The sequence below is a fragment of the Burkholderia sp. TSV86 genome, from assembly GCF_001522865.1.
In the GTDB taxonomy this organism is placed as follows: Bacteria; Pseudomonadota; Gammaproteobacteria; order Burkholderiales; family Burkholderiaceae; genus Burkholderia.
Window position 1 is genome coordinate 159135 of record NZ_LOWB01000104.1, and the last position, 15316, is coordinate 174450.

The 15316-nt window shown below is 63.0% G+C and carries 12 protein-coding genes; all 12 read left to right on the forward strand.

All coding sequences use genetic code 11. The features are described from left to right. Positions 1 to 5: 5 nt before the first annotated feature. Positions 6 to 2225 (forward strand): DUF2169 family type VI secretion system accessory protein, encoded by a 2220-nt coding sequence (locus WS68_RS18705; protein WP_059572223.1) that lies wholly within the window; start codon positions 6 to 8, stop codon positions 2223 to 2225. Next, positions 2222 to 3292, forward strand: a complete 1071-nt coding sequence (locus WS68_RS18710; protein ID WP_059572163.1) for a pentapeptide repeat-containing protein — start codon at positions 2222 to 2224, stop codon at positions 3290 to 3292. Before WS68_RS18705 ends, WS68_RS18710 begins: the two co-directional genes overlap by 4 nt. A gap of 2 nt (positions 3293 to 3294) precedes the next feature. Then, complete coding sequence (locus WS68_RS18715) at positions 3295 to 3894, forward strand: DUF3540 domain-containing protein (RefSeq protein WP_059572164.1); 600 nt, start codon at positions 3295 to 3297, stop codon at positions 3892 to 3894. Between the two features lie 24 nt (positions 3895 to 3918). After that, positions 3919 to 4305, forward strand: a complete 387-nt coding sequence (locus tag WS68_RS18720) for a DUF4150 domain-containing protein (RefSeq protein WP_059572165.1) — start codon at positions 3919 to 3921, stop codon at positions 4303 to 4305. Continuing rightward, positions 4305 to 4883, forward strand: coding sequence for a type VI secretion lipoprotein TssJ (locus WS68_RS18725; RefSeq protein ID WP_082710147.1), 579 nt, complete (start codon positions 4305 to 4307; stop codon positions 4881 to 4883). The genes WS68_RS18720 and WS68_RS18725 overlap by 1 nt, the downstream gene beginning before the upstream one ends. Continuing rightward, positions 4880 to 6241, forward strand: coding sequence for a type VI secretion system baseplate subunit TssK (gene tssK / locus WS68_RS18730; protein WP_059516742.1), 1362 nt, complete (start codon positions 4880 to 4882; stop codon positions 6239 to 6241). The genes WS68_RS18725 and tssK overlap by 4 nt, the downstream gene beginning before the upstream one ends. Positions 6242 to 6323: 82 nt before the next feature. Continuing rightward, the gene (icmH, locus tag WS68_RS18735; protein WP_059572224.1) at positions 6324 to 7877 is read left to right on the forward strand and encodes a type IVB secretion system protein IcmH/DotU; all 1554 of its coding nucleotides are present in this window, start codon (positions 6324 to 6326) and stop codon (positions 7875 to 7877) included. Beyond that, positions 7874 to 11368, forward strand: a complete 3495-nt coding sequence (gene tssM / locus WS68_RS18740) for a type VI secretion system membrane subunit TssM (protein WP_059572166.1) — start codon at positions 7874 to 7876, stop codon at positions 11366 to 11368. The genes icmH and tssM overlap by 4 nt, the downstream gene beginning before the upstream one ends. Positions 11369 to 11422: 54 nt before the next feature. Next, positions 11423 to 11782 carry a DUF6277 family protein gene (locus WS68_RS18745; RefSeq protein WP_059572167.1) on the forward strand — a complete coding sequence of 120 codons (360 nt, stop codon included), beginning with the start codon at positions 11423 to 11425 and terminating at the stop codon, positions 11780 to 11782. 86 nt (positions 11783 to 11868) lie between these two features. Next, the gene (locus WS68_RS18750) at positions 11869 to 12120 is read left to right on the forward strand and encodes a hypothetical protein (protein ID WP_059516747.1); all 252 of its coding nucleotides are present in this window, start codon (positions 11869 to 11871) and stop codon (positions 12118 to 12120) included. A 244-nt stretch (positions 12121 to 12364) separates the two neighbouring features. Continuing rightward, positions 12365 to 12640, forward strand: coding sequence for a hypothetical protein (locus tag WS68_RS29030; protein WP_059572225.1), 276 nt, complete (start codon positions 12365 to 12367; stop codon positions 12638 to 12640). A 1545-nt stretch (positions 12641 to 14185) separates the two neighbouring features. Then, positions 14186 to 15109 carry a LysR family transcriptional regulator gene (locus WS68_RS18760; RefSeq protein WP_059572168.1) on the forward strand — a complete coding sequence of 308 codons (924 nt, stop codon included), beginning with the start codon at positions 14186 to 14188 and terminating at the stop codon, positions 15107 to 15109. Positions 15110 to 15316 lie beyond the last annotated feature (207 nt).

Below are 15316 nucleotides of genomic sequence, written 5' to 3' on the forward strand. Positions count from 1 at the left end.
TGCCAATTCGCCATGTCAAACCTCAGTCCGTGCTCGTCGCGACGACGCGCACCCAGATTGGCTCGCAGCCGATGATGGCGCTCAGTTTGGGCGTTGGCTTCCGGCTCAGCGATCCGGCGATTCTCGTTCACGAGGCCGCCGTCTGGGAGGCATTGAAGGCGGCCGCGCCGTCGGTGCCGCTTGCCGAAGCGGCAATGCCTAAGCAGTGCGCGGAATGGCTGCTTGTCGGGCATTCGGTGCACCGGGTGCCGCCCGGCGCGCTCGGCCACGCGGTCGACTGGGCCGCGTGGGTCGAGCTGGACGGCGTGCGCAAGACTGTTTCGTGCCGCGCGCCGGTCGATCGGCGCACCAGGGCCGAGCCGCTGGTGCGGCTTGCGATCGATCCGACGCAGGCGGTTGCGGGCAGCGCGAACGAAAACCCGCTGGGCATCGCGTCGGGTACCGCGCCGCTGCTGCGGGTGGGCTCGCTCGGCGTCGGGCCCGAACCGTTGGCCGCAATGGGCGCGCTTGCGAGCGACTGGCCGGAGCGCAGGCAATGGATGCCGAACCGCCCCAGCTCGCTCGACGCGATGGCCAATGACGGCACGCATTTGGGCTGGCCGGAAAGCGTCGATCGGCGTTACTTCCAGCAGGCGGCGCCCGATCAATGGTCGCGCCGCGAGGATTGGCCGTGCGGCGCGCGTTTCGAGTTGAGCCGGTTCGGCGCGCAGGGCGACGGATATGCCGGTGAGTTGCCGCGGCTTACCGCCGTGGCGCTGGTGACGCGCACCGAGCAGCCGCATGCCGAGCGAGTGGCGCTCAAGCAGCAGACCGTCTGGTTCTTGCCGGACCACGATATCGGCGTGCTGTGGTGGAACGGTTCGGTCGGTATCGACTATCTGCTCGACGACAGCCTGGAGATGCTGGTCGCCGCGCTGAAGGACGTGAACGAGCGGGTCGACGCCGACGCGTTGATGCGCTTTGCCGAGCTGCGCTCGGATCTGACCTCGACCGATCCGGTGCAGGAGGCGGACCATGCGTTGATGCCGGCCGTCGACAAGGGTTGGGTCTGGGAGATGATTCTCGACGCCGACGATCATCCGCGCTTTTCGCCGCCGCCGCGCAGCCGCGACGAGATCGCCGAGCGGCTCGAACATCACCGTCTGGGCCTGCTCGAGGCGCGTGAAGGTCGCGCGCGGATGGATGCGTTCGATGAGCGCATGCAGCGCGAGACTTTGCCAGCCGCGCCGCCCGACGGCAGCGACTGGCGGCAGCGGTTTGCCGAGGCGGCTTCTCGCGAACTTGCGCGGGTGACGGTGCGCGACGCGGATCTGACCGAACTGTGCTTCGAAGGCTGGCGCTTGGACGAAGTGCGATTCGAGCGTTGCAGGCTCGATCGCACCGAATGGCGCAGATGCGAGCTGAGCAACGTGCACGTGGTCGATTGTTCGTTCACCAATGCAACGCTCGATGCCACCGTCTGGAGAGATGGCGCGATCGTGCGCGGCCAACTGCATCGCGGCGCGTGGAGCAATGTCGTGCTGGAGCGCGTCAACATCGAGGATTGCTATTTCGACGAACTGACGGTCGAAGGCGGGTCGTGGTCGCTGGTTTCGATGCAAGGCTGCGGCGGCGCGCGCGGCAGCGTGCGCGATATGGTCTGGTCGGGCGTGTCGTGGAACGGCACCGATGTGCGGTATTGGAACTGGAGCCGGGTACGGGCCGACGATCTCGGCGTCGTCGAATGCAAGATGACAGGGCTGACTCTTTCCCAGTGCACGATGGTCAAGCCGAGCATTTTGCTGAGCGATCTGTCGTCGAGTGCATGGCAACGCAGCACGCTGTCGTTCGCGGTGCTGTCGCACGGCACGTCGATCGATCACGCGCAGCTGTGCGACTGCGTGTTCACTTCGTCGAGTTTTCAGGATCTGCGCGCGGACGCGGTGCAGGTCGATCACTGCTCGTTCATGCAGCTCAATGCGCAGCATCTGCAAGCAGAGCGCTCGAACTGGACTTGCACGCTGCTCGACGGCGCGAACGTCACGCATTCGTGGCTCGTCGGCGCGTCGTTCGACCGCTGTTCGCTGAAGGAGGCGATGCTGTACGGCGCCGACATGCGCGAGACCCGCATGTTCGACTGCAACCTGATCCGCGCACGCACGTCGTGGGCGCATTTGCCGGGCGCGAGGGCGTGGCAGGGTAACTTGAACGTCGGCCGCCTCGATGTGCCGGGGAGGGAAAAATGAACGGGCCTCAATTGCCGATGCTTGCGCCGACATTGCCGCAAGTGATCAAAGGGCGGCATTACACGACGTCGCATCGCGAGCTGGAGCTGTCGGACACGATCTACGAGGATTGCCATTTCGATCAACTGACGTGGCGCGGATGCCGGTTGTCCAACCTGCGCTTCGTCAATTGCCGGTTCGACTCGAACCTTTTCGAGGGATGCGAGCTGATCAATCTGATCTACGAGGATTGCCGCGTTGGCGCGACCCGATGGAAAGACTGCGTGCAGCGCGGCGTGTCGTTTACCGGCGGCGAGATAGCCGATGCCGTATGGGCCGACAGCCTGATGCGCGATGCGATCTTCTCGAAAATGACCGGTTCGAGCTGGCAGTTCGACGCGGTGCGCTCGGCGCACGTGTCGTTTGTCGCCAGCGAATTCACGGACATCGCGGTGAGCGGCGGGCGCTGGTCGGATACGTCGTGGATCGACGTGCGGATCGCGGGCATCGAGATCCAGGCAACGGAGCTTGAGAACTTCATTGTCGGGCAGAGCGGCTGCAGCCGGTGCACGCTGTCGAAGTGCCGGGGTATCAACGTGCGCTGGATCGATTCGCAAATCGAACGCATGACCCTGCACGGATGCGAGCTGAAGCAGGCCGCCTGGTCGCATTCCACCTGGTCGAGCGGGCGCATCGGCGCAAGCCGGTTGCCGCTCGCAAGCTTCGATCACGCGAAGGTCAACAACCTGATGGTGCGCGATACCGAATTGCCGCAGGCGATCTTCGATCACGCGAGTGTGATGGACAGCGATCTGCTGCGCCTGCATGCGCCGCGTATCGCGTTTCGTCATGCGCAACTCTCGCGCGTTCAATTGTCCGGAGCGCATCTGCAAGGGCTCGATGCGCGCGGTGCGAGGCTCGACGAAGTCGATCTGAAAGGCAGCGATTGCCGATCCGGCCTGCTGATCGGCCAGCCGAAACAAGCGTGGCTCGCCGCGAATACGCGGCAAGCGATTTTCGATGAGGCTGCCGCCGAGGACGACCACTTGTGGCGGCAGCGGACTCAGCCTGGAGCAAGAGGAGTATGACGATGACAGTTCTTCATTCGCTTCCCGTTCGTGAGACACGGATTCTCAATCAGGACGATGAACTCCCTGGGACAGTCGCATCGCTGCTCAGGCGCCCGGCGCAAGCCGGCTTCAGCGAGCCGATGACCATCGCCCGGGTGCGCGAGCCGGCCGACGGCGCGTGGTGGGTCGTCACGGAATCCGGCGAGCCGGTGCTCGCGAGCGTCGCGGTCAGTTGCATCGTGAAGCCGCAACCGGACGATCTGGTTCAACTCTATCGGGCGTCCGGCCGCTGCTGGGTGCTGGCGATTCTCGAGCGCCGTGTCGAGGCGCGCGATATCGCGCTGGACTTCGGTTCGGCCCATGTGCGGCTGCATGCGCACGACATCGAAGTGCAGGCGCGTGACCGTCTGCATCTGGAAAGCGCGCATCTCGCGAGCCGCGCAAGCGTGGTGACGCAGGCAGCCGCGGAGCGGCATGCGCACGTGAGCGGCACGGACACCGTGCACGCCGGTAACTCGTTCGTTCACGCGGATAGGCACATGAGCATGCATGCGAAGAGCGCGTGTGTGAAATCGGAGTCGCTGCTCAAGATGGACGCTGGGCAGATTCATATGGGCTGAGCCCAGCATAAATGGGAGGATGTGATGTTTTCTAATTGCTCTGCAGGCGGAATGGCGCTGTCGGGGGCCGATGTTTGCAAGACCCCGCCGCTCGGCATTCCGGTGTCGTATTCGAATATCGCGAACAAGCCCGAGGCGGTGCCGAACGTGCCGAACATGCTGATCAACGGCGGGCCGGCGCACAACATGAACACGATCATTCCGGTGACGCACGGCGACGAGGGCGGCTCGATGGGTGGCGTGGCGTCGGGCACGGTGGCGTCGCAATCGCGCCATGTGACGGGCTCGGGCAAGGTGTTGATCCAGGGTGCGCCGGAAACCCGGCTGACGGATACCAACATGCCGAACAACCAGAACACGGCGGGGCAGACCATCGTTCCGTCTCAGACCATCACCATGACCCTCAGCTAATGAACATGCTTCGCTCGATCTTCGTGGCTTTCGCGCTTTGCGCGCTGGCCGGCTGCGGGCTCTTCTCGTCGTCGAAGAGTGTCGAGCCGCGCCAGTTGCACGTCACGCTGATCGGGGGCAGCCGTTTGAACCTCAGTCCAAGCGGCGAGCCGCGCCCGGTCGAGACGTGCGTGTACATCGTGCGCATGGCTGACTGGGTGCCGATGGCAAGCGCCGGCGATTCGTCGTGCGCCGGCCGCGATCAGGATGCGGTGGTGAGTTCGTCGCGTCATGTGATCGCGCCCAATCAGGTGTTGCAGTTCTGGATCGACGTGCCCACCAAGGGCGAGATCTGGCTCGTCGCCGATGCGGACTACGCGCAGCGCCCGGCGCAGTACGCACCGCTGCGCCTGCGTGTCGATGGAAGCGGGGTGATTCATCTCGCGGTGTGGTTCGATGCGGGCGGCATCTATAACGCGCTGCTGCCGGGGCCCGTGCCCGTCGCAGCCTATGTGCCAGTCGTGCCGGACGGCGTGGGTGCTGGCACGAAGTTCAATAAACGCAGTGCGTCGTCGGGCGCAAAGAGAGTCAAGCAATGAGCAGCCTGCCGGTCGGACCGGTCGCGTGGAGCGATGGAATGCTGATCGAAACCCAGCATTTCCAGCAACTCGAGCGCCATCTTTCTCATCAGATCGCGTTGCGGCTGGGTCAAACGTCGAATCACGGCTGGGGTTTCACGATGCTCGACGTCGATCAGGACGGGCTCGGGCTCGGCAGGCTCGGGTTGCGCCGCGCGCGCGGCGTATTCCAGGACGGCACGGCGTTCTCGGTGCCGTCCTATGATCCGTTGCCCGCGCCGCTGGAAACCGAGCACGCGCAGGCGGGCGACATCGTTTGTTTCGCCGTGCAGGCCGCACGCAGCGGCGGCCCCGAAATGGCGTTCGGCGACGTGGCGTCCGCGTCGCGCTATCGCGCGATGGCAACCGAGGTGCCGGACTTGGCGGTGGGCCTCGATGCGCCCGGCACGCCGCGCAACCTGACGATCGAGACCGGCCAACTGATCACGCGCCTGTGCTGGAAATCGCAACTGCGCTCCGACGAAGTCGCGCTGCCCATCGCGCGGGTGGCGGGGCGCAGCGCGAGCCGCGCGGTGTTGCTGGACCCGCGTTTCGTGCCGCCTTTGCTCGATACGCGTGCGCATGTCGTGCTGAAGTCGCTGATCGACGAGCTGCAGAGTACGTTGCGCGTGCGTCTTGCGAGCACGTCCGGGCAGCGCGTGCTCTCGGCAGGCGGCGGCATCGCGGACCTGATCGAGCTGATGTTGCGTCAGGCGATTGCCGAATACCGGATGCGTCTTGCAAATCTCGACGCATTCGATCCGCTGCCGCCCGCGATGCTGTATCACGAATTGGTCGGGTTGCTGGGGCGCCTGAGCGTGCTGCCGGGCGTCGACGACGAACTCGCCGATCGCGAGTTCAACTATCGGCACGACGATTTGCAAAGCAGTTTTGAACCGCTCGCCGCGACGTTGCGCCGCGCGCTGGCGCGGGTAATCGAAACGCCGGTGCTGCCGTTGCGTTTCGAGGATCGCGGCGACCAAGTGTACATCTGCGTCGTCGACAAGCAATGGAATCTGAAGAAGCTGGTGTTCGCCGTATCGGCTGCGATGCCGGCGGACAAGCTGCGTCAACTCCTGCCCCAGCAAACCAAGCTCGGCGCAGTCGAGCAGATCCAGAAACTCGTGGATCTGCAACTGCCGGGCGCGCGTTTGCTGCCGTTGCCGAACCCGCCGCGGCAGATTCCCTATTACGCCCAGAGCATCTACTTCGAAGTCGAGTCGACCGATCCGTTCTGGGCACAGACGCTCGCCGGCTCTGCGATGGCGCTGCGCATCGTCGGCGATTTTCCCGAGCTTCGTTTCGAAGCGTGGGGATTGAGAGACGGCAAGGTGGCGTGAGCTTACGACAAGGACGCTATTCATCATGAATCTGCTCAGAAATTTCTCCTCTGCGATCAGGCGGGCGTCGTCGGCGTCCCATCTGGTTGATCGGGCGATGGCGAATCCCGATCTGATGACGCGCGTTCCGACCGTGTCGTCGCTCGTCAATGCAGCATCGGCCTCGAGCGCCACCACGGTTACCGAGCTTGCGCCGTCGGCGCCGCAGGATGGCGCGCCGGCCCGGGATCATGCGGTATTGCGCTTTCCGGAGCCGCCGGGCGGTGCGCGCGCGCCGCAGGACAGCGCGGATGCTGCTCCCGTGGTGTACAGCCAGCCCGGCGGGCAGGCGGCGATCCTGAAGGCCGGGCAGCAATCGGCGAGCTGGAGCAATCCGTTCGTCTCACATGCGTTGCCTGCGATTCTGCAACTGCAGCGTCATCTCTCGAACCCGCCTCTGAATCAATCTGCGGTGCGCACGCAGCTCGGGCTCGAAGTCAGGCTGTACCGGGAGCGGCTCGCGAGCGCGGGTTGCGCGTGGGAGCAGATCCGCGATGCGTCGTATCTGCTGTGCACGTATCTGGACGAGCGCGTCAACGACGCCGCGCGGGCTGCATCGCAGGAGCCGTATGACGGCGAGCGCAGCCTGCTGGTGGAATTTCATGACGATGCATGGGGCGGCGAAGACGCTTTCTCCGATCTGTCGCGCTGGATGAAGGCCGAGGAGCCGCCTGTGCAGTTGCTCGCGTTTTACGAGCTGATCCTGTCGCTCGGCTGGCAGGGGCGCTACCGGATACTGGATCGCGGCGACGTGTTGCTGCAGGATCTGCGCTCGCAACTGCACGCGCTGATCTGGCATCACATGCCGCCTGGGCTGCTCGGCACGGACCTGCTCACGCCCGCGCGCGCGCGGCGTAGATGGTGGACGCCGTTTCGCGCCGGGGTAGCCGCGTTGGTCACCGCGCTGTTGGCTTACGCGATCATCAGCGCCGTGCTGAGCGCGCAGGGCCGGCCGGTGCGCGATGCGCTCGCCGCGTGGATGCCGCCCACGCGCACCATCAACATTGCGGAAACGCTGCCGCCGCCGTTGCCGCAACTGCTCACCGAAGGGTGGTTGACGGCATACAAGCATCCGCAAGGTTGGCTGCTGGTGTTCCGCAGCGACGGCGCGTTCGATATCGGACAGGCGAAGGTGCGCCCGGACTTCGAGCACAACATCGAGCGGCTTGGTCTCGCGTTCGCGCCGTGGCCTGGCGATCTGGAAGTGATCGGACACACCGATCGGCAGCCGATCCGCACCAGCCAGTATCGGGACAATCAGGCGCTGTCCGAGGCGCGCGCGCGCACCGTGGCCGACGAGTTGCGCATGACCGCGTTGCCGGGCGGCGCGCGTGCGCCTCAGAACGCCGTGCAGCGCAATATCGAATATTCCGGCCGCGGCGATACGCAACCGATCGATCCTGCGCATACGCCGGCCGCTTATGAGCGCAACCGCCGGGTCGACGTGCTGTGGAAGGTCATTGCGGCCGGCGCGAAGCGCACGGACGCATCTTCAGCGCCGGGCACCGACGCGAATGCGCGCCCGGCGATGCCCGAAGGTGTGGTGATCGCGCCCGAAGGGCAGTCGCCCTATGCCACGCAGGAGAAGCAGCCATGATACGAACCAGCTTGCGGTTTTTCGTCGCGGTGCTGATTGCCATCGCGATCTGGTGGGTGGGACCGTTGTTCGCGATCGGCATCTACCACCCGTTCGGGCCGGTTTGGGTGCGCGAGATTCTGGTTGCCTGCGTACTCGCTTGGGGATTGTGGCCGACGCTCGGCCGCTTGTGGGCGCGGCTCGCGATGAGTCCGCGTCAGGTGCGCGCGCCCAAGCCGGCAGCACGCGCCGATTTCGTCGACGAGCGGTTGGGCGATCTGGACCGCCAGTTGAAGGCGCACTGGCTGCGCGAGCCTCGCAGCCGCTGGAAACATTGGCTGGGCGTGCTGCGTCGCGAGCATCGCGCGACGCTGCCGTGGTATCTCGTGCTCGGTGCCGAAGGCAGCGGCAAGACCAACCTTGTCGCGAAGGCGGTGCATGCGGCCGGCTCCGACGAGGAGCGCGCGGTCGCGGTCGATCCGCTCAGCAGCCGCGGCGAGGATTTCAATTTCCGCATCACGCATGGCGCTGTCTGGTTCGACATCGGCGGACGCTGGAATATACGCGACGGCATTGACGATTCGGTGTTCGAAGCATGGAAGAAACTGCTGCGCGGGCTGCATAGGTTGCGCGGCAGCGCGCCGGTCAGCGGCGTGGTGCTGTGCGTCGACAGCGCGTCGATGATCGATTTGCCGCAGGACACGCGCAAGCGCCTCGCCGACATCGTGCACCGGCGGCTTGCGGAAATGCGCGAAGTATTCGGTCAGCAAGCGCAGGTGTATGTCGCGCTGAACGGTATCGACAAGCTCGACGGCGCTGTTTCGACGCTGTCGCTGATGGATGCCGATCGCTGGGCGGGCGGCGTCGGCTTCTGTCTGCCAGACGACGCGATCGAGGCGAACGCGTCGGCGGCGAGCGCGCGCTGGAAAGGCGAGTTGGAGCGTCTGCAAGAGCGCGTTCAGCAACAAGTGCTGTTTTCCGCGCCTGCAGCAACCGAAGTGGCGGCCAACTACGCGCAATTGCGCTTTGTCGAGACGCTTAGCCAATTGCACAAGGCGCTGCTGGTCTGGTTGCAGATTGCGATCGCGCCTGGTGAGAATCATGCGGCCTCGCGGCTGCGCGGAGTGTGGATGGGCTCGATGGCCGAGCTTGCCGCCGCGGGCGGCGGCGCGGGTGCCGGCGCAAGCGGCGGGCCCGAGCCGACCCGGCCGTTGAGCGCGCTTTGGACGCCGTTGTTCCGTCAGGTCGCACTCGAGCGCGATGCGGTTCGGCCGGGCGGCGTCAAGTCGTGGCGCGGCCGGCTCGGCCGGATCGCGAGCTGGATCGTCGCGCCGGCATTGGCAGTATGCTTGCTGCTGTGGTTCGGCTGGGGATATTTTGCTGAGCGAAATTATCTCGACGACGTATGGGCGCAGTTCAGCGAAGCGAAGCGCATTGCCCAAACGCAGGCGGCTTACGGCCCGGAGGGCGGCTCGCCGCTGCTCGACGTCGCAGGCCAGATGCGTTATGCGCAGGCTCAGGCGGAAGATGCGGGACGAGGCATGGCGACCCCGTATTTCGAACACGGGCTTGTCGCCGACGCCGCGCTCGACACCTATCATCGTCAATTGCAGAAGATGCTGATGCCGGAGTTGTACAACGAAGTCCGGCGCACGTTGGTCGCACAGACGAACGGCACACCTGGCGACATCTACCAGACACTCAAGGTTTATCTGATGCTGTGCCGGCCCGCGCGGCGCAATGCGGACGATGTCGTGCGCTGGCTCAACAGCCGCTGGGACAGCCTGACGGGCGGCCAGCAATACAGCGATGACGATCGCAATGCGCTGATGGCGCACGTGCGCGAGCTGATCAATTTGCCGAAGCTGCAAGGCACGCCGGAAGACGCGAATCTCGTGCGTTCCGCGCGCGCCATGGCCGCGCAGCTTCCGCTTGTGACGCGGGTGCTCCAGCATATCCGTGCGCAGGGGCTGCCGCCGCAGGTCAACGATATTTCGCTGTCGCGCGCGGCGGGCTTCGAATCGGCGATGAGTCTGCGAATGCGCAGCAATATCCCGTCCACCGACGTCGCCGTCTCAGGCTGGTATACCCGCGCCGGCTACACGGACGTATTCGTGCCGCGCCTCGAGAAGAGCGCGAGAGCGATGCTCGAAGAGGAGAGCTGGGTGTTGCGCGACGAGACGTTGCATGGCAACAGCTTCCAGATCGACGGGCTGGTGCAGAAGCTTGCCGATTCCACCCGCGCGCAGTTCCTGCAGGACTACATCGCGAGTTGGCAGCATTTCCTCGACGACGTCACGGTGCGCAACGTCACGGGCCTGGACGATGCGTCGCAACTGGCGGCCGCGATGATGGATTCGCAATCGCCGCTGGCGAGCCTGCTGCGTTTCGCCGCGCGCGAGACCACGCTGACGGGGGCGAGCGACGAAGGCAACATCGATAGTTGGATCGACCGGCAGAAATATCGGTTCGAGAAGGGGCGGCGCCAGATCGTCGGAGAGTTGAGCGGCCAGCATTATCGGACCTTGTTGTTGCCGGAGCACGTTGTCGAGGATCATTTTCAGGCGATCCGGCAACTGGCCGCGCAGCTCAACAATCGCAACACGGCTTCGAGCAATCCGCTCGGCCGGCTGTTCGAGCCGCTGTATCGCCAATTGGGGCTCGTGAATGGCGCGTTGCAGGCGGGGCAGGTGCTGCCCGCGCAATACGACGCGTTTGCGCGGCTCAAGGAAACCGCCGCGCGTCAACCTGATCCGGTGCGCAACATCATGCTCGACCTGATCGGCAGCGGCAGCACGATGTCGACCCGCGAATCGGGCGCGCTGCTCAGCCGGGGGGCGGCGGGGGCGACGTCGGTGGTATGCAGCACGGGTTTCACCGGCCGCTATCCGTTTCGCCGCAACTCGCAGATCGATGCCGGCGTCGACGATTTCGAGCGGCTGTTCAGTGCGCAGGGCGTGATGGCGGCGTATTTCCGCGACCATCTCGCGTCGTATGTCGATACGTCGGCCACGCCGTGGCGGGCGCTGCCCGTCAATGGCGGGACGATTGGCATGGTGAGCCCGAGCGTGCTGAGGTCCTATGAAATGGCCGACCGCATTCGCGGCGCGACGCTCGACGAGGGCGGTCATTTGCGCATCTCGGCGGTGCTGCGCTTCATCGACATGGACTCGCAGCTCTCGGAAGCCCAATTGACCATCGGTGGACAGACCGTGTGTTATGCGCACGGTATAACCACGCCGCAACGCGTCGACTGGAACGGCCAGAGCGGCAAGCTCGCTATCACGCTGCAACTGAAATCGGTCGATGGACGGCTGACTTCGCTTCAGTTCAATGGCCCCTGGGCGCTGTTCCGCTTCTTCGATGCGGGGCAGGCGGTGGGTGGAACGGCGGATCGCCGCGAAAGGCTGTATGAGACGAGCCTTGGCACGGTTCGCCTGGAATGGCAGGCGTTGACAGCGCCTTCGCCGATCTGGTCGGGCATCCTGCAGTCATTCAGGTGTCCATCGTGATGCACGAGTTGCATCGATATGCGCCGCAAGGCGCGAACTTGAAAGGAGCAGCAGATGATTGATCCCAAGGAGATCTTCGCGGCGTGCAGCGATTCGCACGCGTATGGCCAGAACGCCAGCAGCTCGATGGCCGAGCCGTTTATCAGCTCGATCTCGGATATGTCGGTGGCGTCATCGAGCAATGCGAGCAACCTGATCGGCCACGTTCAGCAGGTTGGGGGCAAGATGCTCGACCACATGTCGAATATCAAGTCGGCCGTCGATCGGCAGGTCGCTGCTCACCAGGATGCTCAGCAGCGGCAGCGGACTTACGACTTCAACGTGAACATGAACGATTTGCGTCCCACCGTTGCAGTCGGGTTTCCGCAGGAGATGCCGTCGAACTTTTTCGCTCCGTTCAGAACGACGAAGTAGGCGGGCAACGAACCGCGCCGGCGCGTTCGCACGGTTGCGGCGCGGCGGCACCACGGTTTCATTTTTTTGAATTGGAGGTTGGTATCATGAAGAAAGCAACTTTTGGACTCCTGATCGGTTTGGTTTCGGTAAGCGCATATGCGCAGTTCGATCAGATCCTTCAATCGGTCAAGAGTCAGGTATCGAACGCGGTGCAGTCGCAGGTGAGCCAGGGTGTGCATTCGGCGACGAACGATGCGATCCAGTCGGCGCAAACGCAGACGCACAAGATCGTCGACTCGGTGCGCACGCCCAGCAATAGCAACGAAACGAAGGGGGTGCAGGATGCTAAGCCCTAATGATTTTCTGCCCCTTCGTCTGGCCGTCCGAGTTATCCGCATTACGGCGTTCGCGCACGCGTGCCGTTAGATGGAGAGCTGGATGAACGAAGCGCGGGTGCAAACGCAGCGTGAGGCGCATGTCGGAACGCTGCCGGGAGGCAAGCGGATGCTGGCGTTTTCGGTGGTGTCGGCCATCAGTTTGATCGTCACGATCGCCATGGTGTCGCTGATCGTTGGGGTGACATTCGGGTTGCCCAAAATCATCTCGGCCGCGCATGCGGATCCCGCGATCAAGGACGGATATTCCGCCGATGCCGAAGTCGTGGAAATTTCGCAAACCGGCGTGACGCTCAACCAGGTGCCGCTAATGCGTATCGTCTTGCGCGTCGACGACCGCGGCGGACAAAGAGAGCTCACCATTAGGCAATACGTCGATCTCGGTAATATGCCGCGTGCGGGCGAACGGGTTCGGGTTGTCGTCGACAAAAGCGATCCCAAGCGAGTGACTTATATCGGCCTTGCACCTCGCAAGCCTTGACGGGAGCAGCGATCGGGTGCCGATGTAGGCGGGCATGCGGGTCGGCGTCGCCTGGCACCGTGTGCGGGATATCGGCCGGCATTCGCGAATGTCGCGTATTTCGTGACCATCACGAACGCCGGCCGATGCCCGATGATTGCATCCGGTTCAATGGAGGATCGGTTGCCGCGCGGTTTGTTGTTTCAACAACACCGTGAGAATAGTCACGACTAGACGTAACGGCACTGCAATCGCGATGGGTTCGCGACGGCGCCGGGAGCACACGCGTGGCAATAACCGTTTTTATTGGCACGACGCATGCAAAGGGCGGGCTCCGGGGCGGTATATGGATGCTTGATTGAAGGATCATTCGATCGAAATCGGACGGAAATGTTTGCCTCCGATCAAATTCGCCGGCTGCTCGGGTGAATGATGGCTGGTGTTTGCGGCGATAGTTTATCGACAGGAAATGTCGAGGGCGCGTCTCGCTTGAATATCGATGCCGTGAATATTTAAATTAAATATTAATTGTTTGACGGTCGCGCGCCGCTGTTGATAAATATAAGGATGTTTTGATTTGCTTGGTGCTGGGTGTAACGAATGCAAATCAAATCTGCGTCTGATTGATTCGAATTTCTGGTTTTCATTGAATTCATTTGAGTTTTTAATGATCGGATCGGGGTAATTGTTTACGGTCCGGTTGGCCGTTCATCCATTATTCCAATTCTCGCTCGCCAATTCGAGTCACCTGCGTGTCCAATCGACGAATGAAACGACTTGCTCCTGACCGGATGTGGATGTGCGGTGTTTTGCTGCGTGCCGGCAGTGGCCGTATGCGGGAAAGTGTCAACGAAATCAGCCGGAATCGTGTTGTGAAGTTTCGAACAAGCACGGCCGACCTGATCCGGTTCCGGGTCCAAAATCTTCGCGAGTGGGTGTTCTGTTTCTTTGTCTCGAGAACATATTCCGAGCGCTCGAAATATGCGAGATCCGATGTCCTCCCAGTGCCGGGATGGGCGCTGCCGTGATCTGGTTCCGGTCGAATGCAATTCCATGTCTGTTTTTTTCTCACCAGGCCCCACTCTGGTGTTCCATCCGTGAAATCGTGTCGGTTGAGTACGGATGGGTTTGCCGTGCGCAGGCGCGCACGGCCTTTTTTCAATGAATTCGCACCGGTATCAGTGCCGGACGATTGGGCGTCCGGCACTTTCTCGAGATGGATTTTGATTAGACATCCTTTAATTTTTCGCCGCTGGCTTGCCCCTGCCTCCAAGCAAGCGGCTTCCGCGATCGACTTCACGATCGCGCTTTTTATTCCGCGAAACCGGCTTGACGATGCGCGACGCTGCCCGGGTTCGGAGCGCGCGCGAATCGTAATGGCGGTGCGATAACCTGTCCTTGGGCCGGGCGTCGCAAACGGCGCGGGAAAGCCGAGGACGGACGTGCTGCCGCACGCTGAAACGGCGGATGTATTTTTTTTCAGGTGCGCGCTTTTCCAATCGATTGCGGATTCCGAAGAGCATCTCTCCGGAGGTAATTCAGGTGCCGAATGTTGCCCCCTTCCTGATGGATCGCATCGACTGGAATCTCTTGCGGACTTACCAGGTCATCATGCAGGAGAAAAGCATCAGTCGCGCGGCGGCGCGGCTGCATCTGACGCAGTCGGCCGTCAGCGCCGCGCTCAAGCGGCTCGAGGACACGGTCGGGTGCACACTGGTCCAACGTGGCGGCGCGCGGTTCGAGCCGACCGGAGTGGGGCGCGAGATTTACCAGATCTCAACCGAGATTTACGGCCATATGTCGAGACTCGATACGGTTCTTGGAAATCAGGACGACGAGATTGCCGGTTCGATTCGCCTGCTATGCGTGAGCCGGTTGGAGTCGTCCGTCTACGATAGGTTTCTGCGGGACTTTCATCAAATCTATCCGAAGGTGAGGATTAGTATCGATGTCGCCGCATCGGCGGACATCTTGGCGGCGTTAGAGCAAAAAGTCGCTACATGCGGGTTCACGCTTTGCCGCAAACCGGCCGGCAAGCTCGAATATCGCTGTTTTCTGCGCCAGCGCTACACAATGTATTGCGGCCCGAGCCATCGATTGTTCGGGCAATCAAATCTGACGGTCGGCGATCTGCGCGACGAGCACTTCGTCTCTTTCCACAGCGATCGGATCGGAGGAGCCTTGTCGTCGCTCGCGGCGTTTCGTGAAGAGCGAGGGTTGTTCGGCGAAATCGTGGCGACCTCCGCAAGCGTGGATGAAATACGGCGTTTGATTATTGCCGGGTATGGGATTGGGTGTTTGCCGGCGCATGTCGTGCAGGGCGACGTGGCACAGCGGCGGCTTTGGCCGTTGCCTCCGGAGGAGGGGCTGGCCGATGTCGATATTTTTTTGATGTGGAATCCTGAGCGCCGGATGAATCAAGCTGAGCGCGCGTTCATCGATGCGCTGGAATCCGAAATGGCAAAGCATCCGCTCATGGCGCGTTTTTAGGGCGCCGCATGCGGGTAGAAGTGCCGAATCCGCAAAAAGTTTGGCTGTGACGCGGCAAGCAAACGGCCGATGTTTCGGCGTGCGTCACGCGGTACGCAGGTGTGCGCATGCTGAGTTTGGGGCGGTGCAATCTGATGAAGGCCATGCTGACACTCGGCGCATATCTTGGTCGAATCGGCACGAAATGATGAAGGGTTGCCGGACGGG